Source organism: Paenibacillus taihuensis (genome assembly GCF_003386535.1).
Classification (GTDB): Bacteria; Bacillota; Bacilli; order Paenibacillales; family Paenibacillaceae; genus Paenibacillus_Z; species Paenibacillus_Z taihuensis.
Genome location: NZ_QTTN01000004.1, coordinates 220,016 through 235,529, shown reverse-complemented (window position 1 = coordinate 235,529; position 15,514 = coordinate 220,016). Strand labels below are relative to the sequence as shown.

The window sequence follows — 15,514 nt, the reverse complement described above, 5'->3', positions numbered from 1 at the left end:
CAAGAGCTCCTTGTATAGGCTGTTTCCGCCCATTGAGATCAGGAGCTGCATAACCGTTTCAAAGGGTAACTTTTTCTTTCGCGTAAAGTCTTTTTCGGGGTTTTTGACATACAGTGCTGGTGCGGCTGACATTTCTTGAATAAGGGATGTCAGCTTTTGTTTTAGTGAATTCGCGTACGTATTCATGGGCGAAACCTCCTCGTTTTTTCAAGGGGCTTCGCCACACATTTTCAACTGCTTGTCAAGTTCTTTTACTCTTTTTCACGCAAAAAAGGAGCAGGCTATCTTTCGATAACCTGCTCCTTTGCATAGATATTTGGTTCAACACCTTAACTTAATGACATTGCCTAGCCAGGTGGCTTTTTGCTGTGTGCTTTTTGCTGTGTGCAGTGTGCTTTTTGCTGTGTGATGTTCGCTGAGTGCTAGCTGCTGCTGCCATACTTCTTCTTGTAGTGTCCATGACCGTATTTCGAATGCTGTGATGGGTAGTAATTCCCTTTCTTATTATCGCTGCTGCTGTGATGATTACCGTAATGACCTTGTGGGCCATAATTCTTTTTGCCAGTCAGAGAGCTTAAGAGTCGATTAAGAAGGTGTCTTAACATCATTGTTCCCTCCTAAGTTATGGTGTAAGCGCTTGAGACTTACTCACCGGATAATACGTAGTAAAAGAGATCATGTTTCATTTTGTAGGGAGGGACTCGGATGCTGACGAAGTGGTGGCGGCAATGCAGATGCGACTGGATGGATTTTCCGTTACGACAAGGTACGGTCTGGGCGGGCAGATATCGGATTGATCAGTTCATTGGCATGGGCAGCTATGGACAAACATATCGCTGTACCGATCTGATGACAAGAACATCGGTTCTCATGAAGCGCGCAAAGCCAAGCAAGCAGAGAATCGCTCGAATGATGCTAGAGCAGGAGAGTGATATTCTCCGGCGCTTCGATCATCCGCAAATTCCTAAATGGTTGAATTATACCGAGAATCGGAACGAAGAAGTGCTCATCACGGAGCTTGTAGAGGGCGATAGTCTCGTGTATTCGATCATAGAGCAGGGAAGGACATATAGCGAGAGGGAAGCTCTGCTTATCATCCAGCAACTGTTACGTCCAATTCTTCATATGCATGAAACCGGCTATGTTCACCGGGATGTTAGTATTGGGAACGTACTCGCTCACAGGGATCGTATCTATTTGATTGATTTTGGTTTAGCCTGTCGTATCGGTAAAGCTCCAATGAGCGAAGAACATGATGACATTGACAACAGCAGAGGGTTATCTGGTTTCGTGGACAGTTGGGGACCAGTGAAGGAGAGGATGCGGGTCCCTGATCCGACCAGTGATTTATATGGCCTTGGCCACCTGTTCCTGTTTCTAATATACACTGGTTACTCACCAAATGAAGGACAGGAGGAGCTGTCCTGGGAAGAGGAGCTTAAGCTTAACCCGGATGTAGAAGCTTTCGTACAAAGTCTACTTGCAGGCAACCTGCGTACGGCTGCAGAATGTGAGCGGGAACTTGAAGACGTGTTGACTTCGATTGGCATGGCTGATTAATTGCCGAAAGACAATAATATTTCCTGGGTAACCGCAGATGGTTGGTAATTTCGACAACAAAATCTTCCATTGTCAGGTGACTTGTAACCTTTTTATTCATCGCTGCGTCTAGATCAACATCAAAGCAGAAAGGAAGTATATGAATCATGAATAGAAAGAATCTGATGTTGTCCAGTCTCATCGTTGCCGCCGTCATTTCGGCAGGCAGCGCGCCAGTCGTACATGGAGAAGAAAATTCAGCTGCTAGCGGGGCTCCAACTGCCGCTGTCACTTTCAAAATTAATGACGTTAATTATAGCAATAACTCAGGTAATCATATCCTGTCGGCAGCCCCGTTCGTTACAAACGGAACTACGATGGTTCCCGTTAGGGCTGCAGCTGAATCACTAGGTGCATCGTTAAGTTGGAATGGCGAGAGCCAGCAGATTACGTTGACAGGTAAAGGCTTCGGCAATGTTAAATACACGATTAATTCTTCCTATGCCGTGAATGCCAAGGGAGAGAAAATCAAACTGCCCGAGCAGGTCCGCCAGACAAAAGGCACCGTGTTCGTTCCTGCCCGATCGTTAGCTGCTCTGCTGGGCACCCAGCTGCAATGGGAGCCTTCAACCCATAAGATTACATTATCCAATCCGTCGCAAACTCCCCATAGTTTAGACTTCAATTATCAATTTACGAAGGAAATGGAAGGCTGGAAGGGGGGCTTTGCCGATTTGCCGGTTGATTATGATAAAGCAATTTACGAATTGGATTTTGCTCATAAATTGCTCCCTGTCGACAAAAACACTTCCAATTACGGATTGAAGCTCTCGGGACATAATCGGAGCGACGATTTGTTTATGTATCTTTCCAAAGGCATCAGCGGCTTCAAACCGAATACTTCCTATAACGTCAATTTGAAGTTTGCGATGTACACCGATGCAGGCGGAGGAATGATCGGTATTGGCGGATCGCCTGCGGAGTCCATATTCTTGAAGGCTGGCATTCTGTCTGAAGAACCATTAGCTGTTCCAACAACTTCATCGGGATCTCAATATTACAGAATGAATGTGGATATCGGCAGTCAAGGAGTCGGAGGCAAGGATGTTAAAGTCATCGGCAACGCCGCTAAACCTAATGCGGATCAAGATGGTTATCAGCGTGTAGAATTTAACTACAGCGCTAAGGTGACCGCGAATGCGAAAGGCGAGATTTATGTTCTAATCGGAGCCGATTCGGGATACGAAGGGTTGACTACACTTTACTTTGACGATGTCAAAGTAACCGCTCAAACCTCTTAATTCGAACGTTTGAACGCATTGACATTTTTAACTGTAACCAATATAATTACAGTAACAAGGAAAAAGAAGGACGGATAGCCGAGGCAGCTTGCTTAAGCAACGTCCTCTTTTCTCAACTCAACTGTAATCAAATGTGATACAGTTAAATTGTCCATTATAACGACAGGTGGTGCTGAGGATGAGCTTTGCAATCAGTGATTGGGTACAAGGCAGAACGAAGGACGGGGAACTTATTCAAGGATTTATTACATCGATGAAAGAAAAACATAATGTTGCAAGCGTCTATGTCGTTCAATCCGATCACGATCTGGCGGTCGGCACTACGGTCGCCGTGTTGAGCAGTTGGATCAAGGAGCAGCCCGCGGTGCAGGTGCTGGATTACGAGGAGCCAATCCTAGACTTTATCGAGCTGGCGCTCGCCACACGTGACGAAGAATGGTTCGCAGAGCTGACGGAGCGGCTGCACGAGGTCGAGCAGAAGCAAGCGAGCGGCAGCAACAACAATGCTCCGATTCCGTTTAACCGAAATAGGCTGGGCCGAATCATTAGATGAGTATCGCTAGCTAATTTTGAAGATGCGAAAAGGGATCAATTTCTTGTCAGATTCAATGACAAGGTATTGATCCCTTTTCCTTTTTTTCACAATATTCTTGGACTTAGAGCGGCTAAATATGTGCACACTATTCACGTTGAAAACAAATGCAAATGGAGGTTGAACAATGGGCAAAATCGCAATATTCGGATTTGGACGCATCGGCAGAATACTGTTGCGCGTAGCGCTTCAGGATAAGCTCTTCGTTCCGGTTTCTGTATCGGATATCAAGGACGAAGGCACGCTTGCTGCGCTGTTCGAAGTGGATTCCAACTATAAGCGTTGGCATGAGGAAGTATCCGCCAAAGAAGGTGCGATGATCATTGGCGGACGAGAGATTCTTTATATTAATGCTTCACAGGAAGTGCCGGATTGGAAGGCACTTGGCGTGGATCTCGTCGTCGATTGCACCGGCCGTGCCGTTATCCGTTCCGTCGCACAGGTACATCTCGACCATGGAGCGAAGCGTGTCCTGATCAGCGGACCAAGCAAATCCCTCGACGATTGCGACGCCGTACTGCTGAAGGGCATTAATCTCGACAGTTTTGATCCCGACAAGCACCGAATCATCAGCGTAGCTAGCTGCACGACTAACGCTTTGGCTGCCGTTGTGAAACTGGTCAAAGAAAACTATGGGATCAAATTCGGGTTGTTCTCTACGGTCCATTCCTATACGAACACGCAATCGTTGACGGATCAACCGATGCGCGACCGCCGGGACTCGTGGGCAGCGGCCGAGAACATCATCCCGTCTTCGTCCGGCGCGGCCAAGGCTCTCAAGTTCATCTGGCCGGAACTGAAGATTACCGGCAAAGCGTACCGCATACCTACCCGCACAGGCAGCATCGCCGAGCTAAATCTGATTACAGAGAAGCCATGCACCGTGCAGGAAGTGAACGATATGTTCCGACGCGCCTCGAGAGAAGGCGACCTGAAAGGTGTCATGGATGTACTTGAAGGAGAATGGGCATCGTCGCGCATTGTCGGTGATCCGCATACGTCGATCATTGATCTGCCGCTCACGCATGTAGAAGGCGAGCTCTTGTCCGTTGCGACATGGTACGACAATGAATGGGGCTTCGCTACGCGACTGGCGGAAGTGGCTGCTTTCTTGGCGAATAAATAATCGATTTAGACATGAACACAACACGGAGGTAACGATATGATCAAGATTGGGATTATTATTGGAAGCACGCGTCCAGGCCGTAACGGAGAGGCGGTAGCTCGCTGGACATACGATATTGCTAAGAAGAGAAATGACGCTGAGTATGAACTGGTGGATATCGCAGAGTTTAACTTGCCGATGTATGATGAGCCGATTCCACCGGCTATGGGACAGCCCTACTCCAAACCACATACAAAAGCTTGGTCGGAAAAAATTGGTTCCTTTGATGGGTACGTATTCGTAACTCCGGAATACAACCATGCGACATCGGGCGCTCTCAAAAACGCAATCGATTTCTTATTTCTGGAGTGGAACAATAAAGCTGCAGGCTTCGTCGGGTATGGCAGTCTTGGGGGATCTCGAGCTGTAGAAAATTTGCGGCTTATTATGGGTGAGCTCCAAATCGCGGACGTTCGTGCGCAAGTTGCTCTCTCACTTCGTGATGATTTTGAGAATTACAGCGTATTTAAACCCTTGCCGCATCAAGAAGCGACAGTAAACGCCATGTTGGATCAGGTGGTAGCTTGGTCCGGAGCATTGCAGCAACTGCGCAAATAAGTAAATCGATAGCTAGCAAAAAGCCGCGACAATTCGCGGCTTTTTTTTGATCTATATTTTCTATCAGCTTCATTGAAACAATGACATTGATCAATCATTCGAGATTTCTTAGAATAAGGCATCGGCATAAATAAAGGGGGAGATCGAGATGCCAAGAAATCTTCTGAAGTACAAAAATGTTGTTGCGGCTTTACTAGTCATTATTCTGATGCTTGTTAGTTCGATCGTTCTCGGGCAGAAGGATATTCTGTTTCCGGAGATCGCCGGAATGGCGATCGGCGTGATGGCATTCCCGGTACCAAATTGGATCAAGAGACCGATTCACTTGTGGATATCGCCGAGTTTGGCTGCATTCTTAGGCACGGCTTTGAACGAAATGAGCATCTCACCGCTGTTGAAGCTTTGGCTATATTTAATCATTATCATTATTCTCATGCATCTGTTTCGAGTTCATTTTGCGCCGACAATTCCTGCTGGCTTGCTGCCTTTCTTCTTGGGGCTCCATGATTATGTGTTTGCAATCACAACGACGATTTTTACGTTCTTAATCATGTTAGGCGCTCTTAAAATGAAAAGACAAGAAGAGCTGCCTAATGGTACTCAGCACTTTCGGAGAAAGACTGATACATTTATAATGAGCGTGATTTTATGTCTGTGGATTGGATTAGCTTACGTTGCAGAGATTCAAGTATTGCTGGTTCCGCCTATATTTGTGTTACTTTTTGAAGTCTTTCATGCACCCAAATTTGGATGGCGCAAGATCCCGACACCATTGGCGGTAGCGACATTAACGGCTATTCTCTCGGTTGGCGTTTATCGCTTGTTTCCAGATTCCATCCTATTGGTCGGTATTGTCAATGTGCTGATAACTCTGATGCTTTGCAAGTTGTTCAAAGCTCTTCTACCCGGTGCATTTGGCGTCTCTTTAATGCCATTAATTTTTCCGGCATGGGGGACTTGGTGGTTCCCAATTGGCGTCTTTGTTACAGCAGGCGTTTTAATGTGTTTAGCTGCAGCCTATCGCCAATTCAGAATGAAACAGGCAGCCGCAGTGCATATGGAAGCGAATAACGCCGTACTAAAATAACTTTCAAGAGCCATCGTCAGCTAATAAGACGATGGTTTTTGATGTATCATAACGATGTGCATGTTTCGAGTCACGGAGGCGAACTAAGATGGAGTTCAGACAATTGGAGTGTTTCAGAGCTGTTTGCGAGCATCTGCACTTTACGCGGGCAGCGGAGCAGCTAGGGATTTCCCAACCCACATTGAGTTATCAGATTAAGCTGTTAGAAGACGAAGTCGGAGTCCCCTTATTTAATCGAATTGGCAAAAAAATCACGATAACCGCGAGCGGAGATATTTTATTGAAATATTGTTTGCAAATTTTCGGAGCGCTATCCGGCTTCCGTAACGAAATCAACGAGTTGCGTCAAATGGAACGGGGCGAGCTTTCCGTCGCTGTATTGATTGGTGAAATAAATGAGTTCGTTTCAGGCGTGCTGGGAGAGTTTTCTCGCGATCATCCGAATTTGAAAATCAGAGTTATCGGTTCCGAAGATGTAGTAGCCCCGATTTTAAACGAAGAGGCCGATATTGGCGTCACCATACTATTGAAAGACGATGATCGGTTTGGGAAAATTCCTATCTATGAAGAGGAATTTTACTTCGTGATGCGAGACGACCACCCCTTATCTGGAAATACCTATGTTGAATTCGATCAGATTCGCCATGAAGACCTGATCATGTTTCCGAACACCTATCGTTGCCGGCAAATGCTTGATGCGGTTAGTTTTGGCATAGGTTTCAAGCTGTTACCCAAAATCGAGACAACAACCATCAATTCCTTGTTGAAGCTTATCCAATCCGGAGCCGGTGTAACGATACTATCCAGGACTTTACTTCATTTGTATGAGCGTCAAGGACTTGTTGCCATTCCGATTGCGAATCCTTCGTTAACCAGGGAAGTGGGCATCGTTTACTTAAAGGAAAAGTATTTGGAAACGGCAGTCAGGGAATTAATTGACCTCATTAGACAAAGTGCGCTTGAGCTTAATTTAGTGAAAACAAAGTAAGATTCTTTTGATCTATTTCATCTATCGTTTATATAGAAATGTTGAGATTGATCAATGATGCTGAAATTCTTAGAATGAAGTTGTGGGAGCGAAGAAGGGAGGTTACTCTTATCAAGCCGACTTGTTAGCTATGATCTTGATTTCAGAAGTTTTCTTAGTACAATGGTTTTATGACAACTGACAAAAGATTGAATAATGAGCATAGGGCCAGAATATTTAAGGCTTTGGCTGACGAGACACGATTGGAGATTATACGGAATCTATACGCCAGCAAGAAAGAGATGAATTGCGGAGAAGTAGGGGACGTCAAAGGGACTTCAAAGTCGAATACTTCGTATCATTTACGTACCTTGAGGGAGGCGAAATTGATAAAGGTGCGAAAAGAAGCTCAAACGAGGTATATGAGTATCCAGATGGAGACCTTTCAAACGTACTTGCCCGGATTTCTGGATACGTTGTAGTACGTTTTTACATTCATTAGTTCAATAGTTATTGAACTAATGAACAAAAAGAGCAACTAACTAGAGAAATTATAGGAGTGAATGGCCATGGCTAAAATGCTTATCATCAACGCGCATCCAAAAGTGGATTCCGAGGATTCATTTAGTTTGAGAGTATTGGAACATTTTTTGAAGGTGTACAAGCAGCTGAATCCTGCTGAGACCATCGAACAGATTAATCTTTATGAAGACGAGATTCCTCTGATCGACCGGACTTACCTTCAAGCACGCGAGAAAATCGCGAAAGGGATGCCGCTCCAAGATTCGGAACAGAGCATTATTGATGTCGCTAACGAGCTTCTTAAACAGTTCAAAGAAGTGCGGAAGTACGTTATCGTCATGCCTTTGCATAATTTCAATATTCCATCCAAACTAAAAGACTACATGGACCACGTCATCGTTCCTAGAGAAACTTACAAGTTTACGGAATCAGGATCGGTCGGATTATTAAATGATGGGCGAAGTCTTCTCGTCATACAAGGCAGCGGGGGAGTTTATACAAATAACGACTGGTACACAGCGGTGGAATTCTCGCATCAATACCTGAAGGCCATGTTCGACTTCCTGGGCGTAAAGGATTATCAAATCGTAAGAGCACAAGGAACATCGATCTTAAACCCTGAAGAGGTTCTGACGGAAGCGTACATCAGCGTCGAGGATGCCGCAAAACATCTGTCTGCAGTAACCGTAAGTCATTAAGCGCGTTCTAATACGTTCTATTACGATCTAGAGATCTTCTTTTTTTGTTCGGTAGTTCAATATATTTTGAACTGCCGAACAAATTGGAAAGGGTGATTCAGAATGGGCAAGTTGACTACATTATTATTCACCATCATGTTTTTTATCGGCACGGATACATTTTTGATCTCGCCCTTAATCCCAACCCTACAGGAATTGTTTGATATCCCGACCCAGTATTCCGGATGGATGGTGGGGGCATACGCACTAGGTTATGCCATATTCGCATTGATTGCCGGACCGCTCTCCGATGGTTGGGATCGCAAAAAAGTGATGTTTTACGGGATGATTGCTTTTTCAATCTCCACCATTTTATGCGGACTTGCCACCGGTTTTTGGTCGATGTTTCTATTCCGGCTTCTGGCTGGGATCAGCGCAGCATTTACATCACCGCAAGTCTGGGCATCCATACCGGTTCTGTTCCCTGCGTCCAAGAACGCCAAAGTATTCGGTATCGTAATGGCGGGCTTGGCCACCGCTCAAGCATTCGGCATCCCAATTGGAGGGCTGCTCGCATCAACCCATTGGTCCTATCCATTCTTTGTAATCGGCGCTTGTTCACTCGTGGTGTCCATGTTTATCCATAAATCATTACCGTCGATGAAGCCAAACCAGGCTACAAGCTCTAGAATGCCGATTTTCTCAAGATATCTCCCGCTGCTCACAAGCAGAATTGCAAGAAGAGCTTTCATGGGACATTTCTTGTTTAATTGCGGATTCATGGCTGGCTTTGCTTTCATTGGCAAATGGATGACGGATCGCTTTGATCTCACGGTTGAACAGGTAGGATTCGTCATGTTCTTTCTGGGTATCGGTAATCTGGTGGGGAGTTTTGGCGGTGCTTATGCCGTTCAGAGGTTTAATCGATTTAACACGCTGGTTGGGGGCTTTCTTCTCGCCACCGTATGTTTTGTCATCTTGCCTTTCTTACCCTCGGTAGCGGCTTTCGATGGTGTATACTTCTTCATCTTCTTGAACATGGGAATCGCATTTCCGTTAATCATGGGACTGTTAACCTCGTTAAATCCGACTATCCGCGGCACGATATCAAGCATGGGCAATTCCATCATGTACGCTGCGACAACAATCGGCTCCTGGATTGCAGGCTTGATCTATGCGACTTTTAACGGCTTCATCGCGGTCGCCATATTTGCGGCTCTGTGCTTTGTCGGTGCATTATTCTATTTCATAACAAGCGGCATTCTGAAGAATCAATCGGAATTAAAGAAAAAACTCGCGTCATAACACTAGCGATGAGATAAGGAAAGCGGTCATCCGGCTCGTTCTATTGTCTGATCCCGCTTTCCATGATATTGACTTGTACATCTACATCCACGTTCATCATCGGATATTGGCGCATCCAATCTTCTTCGTTCCAATGACGAGTTCGGCTTCTTGCGAAGTCACCTAAGCCGAGAGGATCGATCGCGTTTTTTTGAAAAGTTTTGATTAGTTCCGTCTCCTCTTGAATGAGCTGCTGTTTGAATCGTTTCGTTAAGCTGCGGAGATGCTCATCTGAAGTAGGGTACCCCTCTGCTTCTCTTATTTTGCCCTTCATGGACAGGTTGATCGTAATGGCTTTATTCTTGAGATGATATTTTACGCTAGAGCCCACATTTTCTACTGCCAGGAACAATCCATTGTCCAGTTTTACTTCGTAGAATCCTTGATTCATGTCTTGCAGCAGCAGCTTCATGAGCCTTGATTGGTTGAGGTCCAGCGCTGCGACGTACTTGTCCTTATGGAATAAGGCAGTACCGGTAACGGCAATACGGTCGTTATGAAACTGAAGAATCGGCAAGAAGGAGTCCATTCCTTTTCCTACAAGCGCATATTCAAATTCATGCAGATTTTGGCCAGGAAGTGCGCCTTTCCTCGTATTCGAATCAAGAAGCTGGTAGAGGAACATTCCTTTTTCATCTTTTTTGCTAAAATCTTCGCTCAGTAACTCTTTGGCCTTTCCTTCAACGACGGCCAAGTAGATCTTGCGCGAGAAATAAGCGTTGCGCAGCAAAATATCGAGCTCCTTTTTCAGTCCGCTCGCAGCTTTGGCGCTCCCGAATATGACAACGGACAGCTTGCCAGGCTGCAATGGTTTGTCCATTTGCGTAGCTATGGTGTCCCGAATTCCGGTGCTTGTGTGACCTGTTCTCGAGTACATTTGGTCTGTCACGGTCTCGGGCTTACCTGCTTGAAACTGAGGTACCGCTAACGTGACTTCAAGCTGGTCTCTCGATATTTCATCGAATCCGGCGACGATAAACAGGTTGATTCTTTCTAGAATTTGTTGCTTGACGCAAGCCGTCAATAGCACACAGATCATTAACACCATGCAGAAGGTCCGTTTCACTTCGTTTTCTTCACCTTTGCTCTGAGGATATCGAATAAAAAGAGAGAAGGGAAGTAACCGAATATCACGCTAATTCCCGACAGCTTGATCCAGGATTGAACGACGTCTACTCCGATCCGATTCGGAATGAAACAGGTTGCGACAAACACGACACCTAACAAAACCGGCAGAACTCTTATTTGCCTGATGGAGAACGTAAACTTCATGATGCGGCTGGCAACCCATATGCACAGACAGATGATGGGGAACAATCGCAGCACCGTAACTGAAGATCCGATAAACTCGAATCGTTCAACGAACGGGAACTGGATGAACTTGTATTTAGTCAACCCCGGCCATAATTCATTCGATAACTGCTCCGGTCTGAAGGTTATGACGGCGAAGATGACCTCCACAACATAGATGAACGTCATGGATAGAACTCCCCAATGCGCCCACTTTTGCGATTTTCTCGGTGTTTTAATAAACGGATAGCAGAATGGAATGATTTCGATTCCCATGTAGGAAGCGGTTAATTCCTTCGTTGCCCCGAAAATATCATGAGGGGAATGGCTCATGGCAGGCAATAAGTTGTTGAAATGAAAATATGGAATCATAAAAAAAATCGTCAAAAATAGAATGGTGTTCAACAGGCTGAACATACATATGCCCACAATTACGCGAAAACCGCATGAAACGATGTAGAATGCGATGAGGAGCAGCACCAGTGCCAGTGACCACGTTTTCATTTCCGGAAACACCCAAACTTGGATCACTTCAATGAATAGCCGCAGCTGATAGACCGTAACGAGCAGAAAATAGCCCGCAAATAGGATATTAAGCATCCATCCCATCCATTTGCCGAACAGCAAGATGTGAATGTGGATCAGATCCGTCTGATGACGGTTAAGGAAACTGTACATCATGACAATGACAATATGAATGCCAGCGGAGCACAGCAAGACGGCCGTCCAGGCATCTTGGCCTGCCATTTGGACCGGCTTAATGGTAAGGAGCAGAAAGTCGATTCCGAAGAGCATGGCATGAACGATAACGAAAGTGAGATAAGGAGAGACGGTATTGCGTTCTTGTATGCGTGAAGTCAAAGCGACTTACCTCCTTGCCCAAAGACCAGTTGTTACTCGTCGATATCTTTTTTCAAGTTGGACTTTCTGTTATCATACCTGACCGGATTCTTAGTCCTATAGAACCCTGGTCGATGATGCAATTTGGAGTAGGGTGGACGGATTACTGTATCTGTTAAACCCTTCAATCGTAACGGGTAGAACGGAACCAGATACGGCATCCCTAGGGAAGTCAATCGCAGAAGATGCGTTACAACGATTACGCTGCATAAGAAAATCCCGAGCAACCCCCACATTTGAGCAAAGAGGATAAATGGAAATCGAAGGATGCGTATCGTATTGCTCATTCGAAAAACAGGCGTTGTGAAAGAAGCCATGGCAGACAAAGCGACGATGATCAGCAGAAAGTTGCTTGTCAGCGCGGCCTGAACGGCTGCGGTTCCGAGTACGATACCGCCGACAATCCCAATGGTTTGTCCAATTTTAGACGGTAATCTCGCTCCTGCTTCTCTTAGAAGCTCTATGGCCAGCTCCATGATGAGAACCTCAACAACCGGTGGAAAAGGAACATTAATTCGTGAAGCGATAATCGTTGGCAAGAACGAATTTGATATTCCATGACCATGATAAGTCAGCACTGCGACATACACGGCAGACGCTAATATGGAGAACAGAACGGATGTAATGCGGATCATGCGAATAATGGATCCGATTATCCAGGGCAGAAAATAATCTTCGTACGAAGTGAAGAAATGCTCGAGTGTAACGGGGCCAAGGATCGCATTCGGTGAACCGTCAACGAGTATACAAACCTGCCCCAAAGTCAACCCCCATACAATACGATCCGTCCGTTCTGTCCCAAGCATCTGCGGAAAGATAGAGTTTGAATTGTCCTCGATGATTTGTTGAATGATGGTGATATCCGAGATGGTATCGAACTGTATGTCCCCTATTCGCTGCAGACAGGTTTGCACATATTGTTCATTCGTGATGTCTTCCATATAACAAATTACAACTCTCGACTTAGAGAGGTCTCCGACCTGGAGTTCTTTGATTCGTAACGAAGCAACAGGTAACCGCTTGCGAATCAAATTCAGATTCACATCCAAGGATTCGACAAGAGCTTCCTTGGAACCCTCGACATTGAATTCGATTTCGGGTTTAGATACCGTACGTCCTTTCGATATGGACGCATTAAGCAAGATGGTTTGAGCACTCGCGGCATGTTGAACGGCTACATATCCGACAAGCAATTTATTCCTTATCGCGTCCCAGTCGGAGGAGAGTTCTTTCTCTGCGATAGGCAGCTCCTCGAATAACTCATTGAAGTGAAGACCGTTGTTCGCGCTGATAAATTCAAGAATTTGTTCGTTGAGCGTGTTCGTATCCGTAATGGATTTAAGAAAGCAGATCAAATATTGTTCATTTTTATTAGATTGGCGCAGATAAACGAAATCAGAGGATTCCCTAAATTCCTCCCACATTTTAGGGATTGTAAACATGCAAAATCCAGCCTTTTCCTGTCGCTTTTTGTATCATTATGTCCTTAAGAGAAGTACTTATACGCTTATCTGTCGCCTTGAGCTGCTGCGTATACCCGGTCATGCAAACGAGAAATATAGATAGGGAGTCGGATGAGGGAATGAGTAAATCGAGCTGCAAAAAAAGCAGCTCGATTGGATGATCTATTCGTTCCAGTGGTTATGAAGTACGCAGTCGCAGAAGCTGGGGCGTTGGTAACCTGGCAGCAATCGTTCGCATACATCAGACTTGATGTTGCCGAATGTAGTTTCCGGCTTATGCTTGAATCCTTCCAAGAACGCATGCAGAATCTTCTGTTTAAAGTTGTTGCGAGGGAATGCGGCAATGACCTGTTCCCGAACCTCAGCTGAAAGTGCTTCGAAATTCTCGCCCATAACGTCGTATCCGACACCGGAATAGATCAACGCAACTTCCGGCTCCTTGTATTGAGCGACTCCAATCGTCGTGTGAAGCGCGATCGCATCCCAGACAAGGCGGATGGATTCCTGAGGTACGCCATGAGACCTTAGGAAATCGCGGGCAGCGTTTGCTCCGTCAACCTCGAAGCGTTTATCTGGGCTGCTGAACTTCTTGGTTAAACCCAAATCGTGGAACAATGCACTAATATAAAGCAGCTCTGCGTCGAATTTCAAGCCGGCCTTTTGTCCTTGAAGGGCGCCAAAAAGAAATACGCGATTGGAATGGTTCCATAGTAACTCGTCTCCATGTTCTCGCAGCAACTCCGCTGCCTGAGTAGCAAGCCGACTATCCGGTATAACAATATTAGCAATCGTATTCGGCATTAAGATGACCTCCCGAGTTGGATGATGTCTTGCACACTCAGTGTAAATCTATAAAATGCATAGATCAATTTCATTGTTTCTATTAAAACGATAGAAGGAACTAATCAATCAGAATGGTTATCGGAGGTTAGCAATCCATTTAGTTCATCTATCATTTCTATTGAAACGTTGAGATTGATCCATCATGCTGAATTTCATAGAATGAAGTTGCCCGAACGATGACGGCAAACAGATGAGATAAATACAACGAGGAGGAATTACGATGGAGGTCATTTCCTTAACAAAGGATAATTTTCAGGACCAAATAGATGTTGGACTTACGTTCGTTGAATTTTTTGAGTCCGAATGCGACGCCTGTCGAGAACAGTCTGCTATTGCCGAGGAGCTAGCTGAAGAACTGAGACATATTGCTACCGTTGTTAAAGTGAATATCCGTCAAGAACAAGAAATCTCAAATGAATATCACGTAACAAGCACACCGACAATAATGCTATTTAAGGATGGTTATCAAGTGGAAACCTTAGTTGGTCTGCAAAGCAAGGACGTGTCGCGCCAGACTGTCCTTCGATATGCGGCTATGGGTGATACTTGTTAACAATGGAAACAAGGCATGCTCATGAGGAGCATGCCTTGTCTTTTTTTGCTTTTGCCTAATTACTTAACCGACTTGGTAACGAGGTTAATATGGTCAAGTCCCGTTCCGGTCGTGCCATTGAATATGAATTCAAGTTGGTACTTGCCACGGACGTAAGTGATTTTCTTTTGTACGAGTTTGCCCGATTTAATAAGAACCGATTCATTCGGCGTGCCCCAGTGCTGAACGAGCATGCGGACAGAAATGCCGCCAAGGTTAGTCTGGCGCTCGACGTTCGTTCCGAAATAGCGCATTTCCCGTATTTTGTTCAGCTTGTAGTTTATCGCGTAGCCGGGATGTCCCATCTCTGCGTGATAAACGTCGAATCCATCAGCATCTTTTGCCGGGTCTTCGGCTTCGCCTAGCGCCTTAATAACCGTTCCATGCGTGGTCGAACCGAGCGTAAAGCCGTGGAAATTCGGGAACTGGCCTTGGAGAGCCGGTTTGTAGAAGCTCATCAGCGTTTCGAAAGCCTTCGTATGGGCGTCAACCGGAGCAGCGGCTGTGGTTGATGCGTAAGTCGGTACAGCAGCGACAGTGGACAGAGCCAAGGTTCCGGCAACCACCGCAGCAACCGCCGTTTTTTTCATAGATGTATATACGTTCATTATTAATTCCTCCTCATTGTTGGACCAACTGTTTCTTACATGCTCATCTTATCCGATACACGAATG

Annotated in this window: 17 protein-coding genes and 1 pseudogene; 11 read left to right on the top strand and 7 right to left on the bottom strand. The window is 45.6% G+C overall.

The genetic code is table 11. From position 1 onward, the window contains the following. Positions 1 to 186, bottom strand: a pseudogene (locus A8990_RS05720) (IS4 family transposase); the annotation flags it as partial. A gap of 236 nt (positions 187 to 422) precedes the next feature. Further along, positions 423 to 608: a hypothetical protein gene (locus A8990_RS05715; RefSeq protein ID WP_147306778.1), complete on the bottom strand. Its 186-nt coding sequence runs from the start codon at positions 606 to 608 to the stop codon at positions 423 to 425. A gap of 97 nt (positions 609 to 705) precedes the next feature. Between A8990_RS05715 and A8990_RS05710 the strand changes: the two genes are divergently transcribed. The 10 genes from A8990_RS05710 (at position 706) to A8990_RS05665 (ending at position 9,713) form a co-directional block, all read left to right on the top strand. Beyond that, positions 706 to 1,560 carry a serine/threonine protein kinase gene (locus A8990_RS05710; protein WP_116188053.1) on the top strand — a complete coding sequence of 285 codons (855 nt, stop codon included), beginning with the start codon at positions 706 to 708 and terminating at the stop codon, positions 1,558 to 1,560. A gap of 146 nt (positions 1,561 to 1,706) precedes the next feature. Further along, entirely contained in the window at positions 1,707 to 2,840 is a 1,134-nt protein-coding gene (locus A8990_RS05705; protein ID WP_116188052.1) for a copper amine oxidase N-terminal domain-containing protein, read from the top strand. Positions 2,841 to 3,018: 178 nt separating this feature from the next. Beyond that, positions 3,019 to 3,393 (top strand): hypothetical protein, encoded by a 375-nt coding sequence (locus tag A8990_RS05700; protein ID WP_116188051.1) that lies wholly within the window; start codon positions 3,019 to 3,021, stop codon positions 3,391 to 3,393. Between the two features lie 166 nt (positions 3,394 to 3,559). Continuing rightward, entirely contained in the window at positions 3,560 to 4,558 is a 999-nt protein-coding gene (locus A8990_RS05695) for a type I glyceraldehyde-3-phosphate dehydrogenase (RefSeq protein ID WP_116188050.1), read from the top strand. A 36-nt stretch (positions 4,559 to 4,594) separates the two neighbouring features. Next, positions 4,595 to 5,155, top strand: coding sequence for an NADPH-dependent FMN reductase (locus A8990_RS05690; protein WP_116188049.1), 561 nt, complete (start codon positions 4,595 to 4,597; stop codon positions 5,153 to 5,155). 148 nt (positions 5,156 to 5,303) lie between these two features. Next, a complete protein-coding gene (locus A8990_RS05685) occupies positions 5,304 to 6,242 on the top strand; it encodes a hypothetical protein (protein WP_116188048.1) in 939 nt (312 codons plus the stop codon). An 88-nt stretch (positions 6,243 to 6,330) separates the two neighbouring features. Then, positions 6,331 to 7,230, top strand: coding sequence for a LysR family transcriptional regulator (locus A8990_RS05680; RefSeq protein ID WP_116188047.1), 900 nt, complete (start codon positions 6,331 to 6,333; stop codon positions 7,228 to 7,230). A gap of 170 nt (positions 7,231 to 7,400) precedes the next feature. Next, entirely contained in the window at positions 7,401 to 7,691 is a 291-nt protein-coding gene (locus tag A8990_RS05675; protein ID WP_116188046.1) for an ArsR/SmtB family transcription factor, read from the top strand. Positions 7,692 to 7,778: 87 nt separating this feature from the next. Beyond that, on the top strand, positions 7,779 to 8,429 hold the full coding sequence (locus A8990_RS05670; RefSeq protein ID WP_116188045.1) for an FMN-dependent NADH-azoreductase: 651 nt from the start codon (positions 7,779 to 7,781) through the stop codon (positions 8,427 to 8,429). Positions 8,430 to 8,531: 102 nt separating this feature from the next. Further along, a complete protein-coding gene (locus A8990_RS05665; protein ID WP_116188044.1) occupies positions 8,532 to 9,713 on the top strand; it encodes an MFS transporter in 1,182 nt (393 codons plus the stop codon). A 40-nt stretch (positions 9,714 to 9,753) separates the two neighbouring features. Here A8990_RS05665 and A8990_RS05660 read toward each other — a convergent pair whose 3' ends face one another. The 4 genes from A8990_RS05660 to A8990_RS05645 form a co-directional block, all read right to left on the bottom strand. Continuing rightward, entirely contained in the window at positions 9,754 to 10,818 is a 1,065-nt protein-coding gene (locus tag A8990_RS05660) for a Ger(x)C family spore germination protein (RefSeq protein WP_116188043.1), read from the bottom strand. After that, positions 10,815 to 11,903, bottom strand: coding sequence for a GerAB/ArcD/ProY family transporter (locus A8990_RS05655; protein ID WP_116188042.1), 1,089 nt, complete (start codon positions 11,901 to 11,903; stop codon positions 10,815 to 10,817). Before A8990_RS05655 ends, A8990_RS05660 begins: the two co-directional genes overlap by 4 nt. Positions 11,904 to 11,935: 32 nt before the next feature. Further along, complete coding sequence (locus A8990_RS05650) at positions 11,936 to 13,384, bottom strand: spore germination protein (protein ID WP_116188041.1); 1,449 nt, start codon at positions 13,382 to 13,384, stop codon at positions 11,936 to 11,938. 183 nt (positions 13,385 to 13,567) lie between these two features. Next, positions 13,568 to 14,206: an HD domain-containing protein gene (locus A8990_RS05645; protein WP_116188040.1), complete on the bottom strand. Its 639-nt coding sequence runs from the start codon at positions 14,204 to 14,206 to the stop codon at positions 13,568 to 13,570. A 262-nt stretch (positions 14,207 to 14,468) separates the two neighbouring features. Between A8990_RS05645 and A8990_RS05640 the strand changes: the two genes are divergently transcribed. After that, positions 14,469 to 14,801 (top strand): thioredoxin family protein, encoded by a 333-nt coding sequence (locus A8990_RS05640; protein WP_116188039.1) that lies wholly within the window; start codon positions 14,469 to 14,471, stop codon positions 14,799 to 14,801. 59 nt (positions 14,802 to 14,860) lie between these two features. On the opposite strand, the gene A8990_RS05635 is transcribed toward A8990_RS05640, so the two are convergent. Beyond that, positions 14,861 to 15,448 (bottom strand): YjgB family protein, encoded by a 588-nt coding sequence (locus A8990_RS05635; protein ID WP_116188038.1) that lies wholly within the window; start codon positions 15,446 to 15,448, stop codon positions 14,861 to 14,863. Positions 15,449 to 15,514 lie beyond the last annotated feature (66 nt).

What these genes read in the sequence shown, in the direction of transcription:
- A8990_RS05715 (WP_147306778.1), bottom strand. Translation starts at nt 608, where the DNA reads ATGATGTTAAGACACCTTCTTAATCGACTCTTAAGCTCTCTGACTGGC.
- A8990_RS05710 (WP_116188053.1), top strand. Translation starts at nt 706, where the DNA reads ATGCTGACGAAGTGGTGGCGGCAATGCAGATGCGACTGGATGGATTTT.
- A8990_RS05705 (WP_116188052.1), top strand. Translation starts at nt 1,707, where the DNA reads ATGAATAGAAAGAATCTGATGTTGTCCAGTCTCATCGTTGCCGCCGTC.
- A8990_RS05700 (WP_116188051.1), top strand. Translation starts at nt 3,019, where the DNA reads ATGAGCTTTGCAATCAGTGATTGGGTACAAGGCAGAACGAAGGACGGG.
- A8990_RS05695 (WP_116188050.1), top strand. Translation starts at nt 3,560, where the DNA reads ATGGGCAAAATCGCAATATTCGGATTTGGACGCATCGGCAGAATACTG.
- A8990_RS05690 (WP_116188049.1), top strand. Translation starts at nt 4,595, where the DNA reads ATGATCAAGATTGGGATTATTATTGGAAGCACGCGTCCAGGCCGTAAC.
- A8990_RS05685 (WP_116188048.1), top strand. Translation starts at nt 5,304, where the DNA reads ATGCCAAGAAATCTTCTGAAGTACAAAAATGTTGTTGCGGCTTTACTA.
- A8990_RS05680 (WP_116188047.1), top strand. Translation starts at nt 6,331, where the DNA reads ATGGAGTTCAGACAATTGGAGTGTTTCAGAGCTGTTTGCGAGCATCTG.
- A8990_RS05675 (WP_116188046.1), top strand. Translation starts at nt 7,401, where the DNA reads ATGACAACTGACAAAAGATTGAATAATGAGCATAGGGCCAGAATATTT.
- A8990_RS05670 (WP_116188045.1), top strand. Translation starts at nt 7,779, where the DNA reads ATGGCTAAAATGCTTATCATCAACGCGCATCCAAAAGTGGATTCCGAG.
- A8990_RS05665 (WP_116188044.1), top strand. Translation starts at nt 8,532, where the DNA reads ATGGGCAAGTTGACTACATTATTATTCACCATCATGTTTTTTATCGGC.
- A8990_RS05650 (WP_116188041.1), bottom strand. Translation starts at nt 13,384, where the DNA reads ATGTTTACAATCCCTAAAATGTGGGAGGAATTTAGGGAATCCTCTGAT.
- A8990_RS05645 (WP_116188040.1), bottom strand. Translation starts at nt 14,206, where the DNA reads ATGCCGAATACGATTGCTAATATTGTTATACCGGATAGTCGGCTTGCT.
- A8990_RS05640 (WP_116188039.1), top strand. Translation starts at nt 14,469, where the DNA reads ATGGAGGTCATTTCCTTAACAAAGGATAATTTTCAGGACCAAATAGAT.
- A8990_RS05635 (WP_116188038.1), bottom strand. Translation starts at nt 15,448, where the DNA reads ATGAACGTATATACATCTATGAAAAAAACGGCGGTTGCTGCGGTGGTT.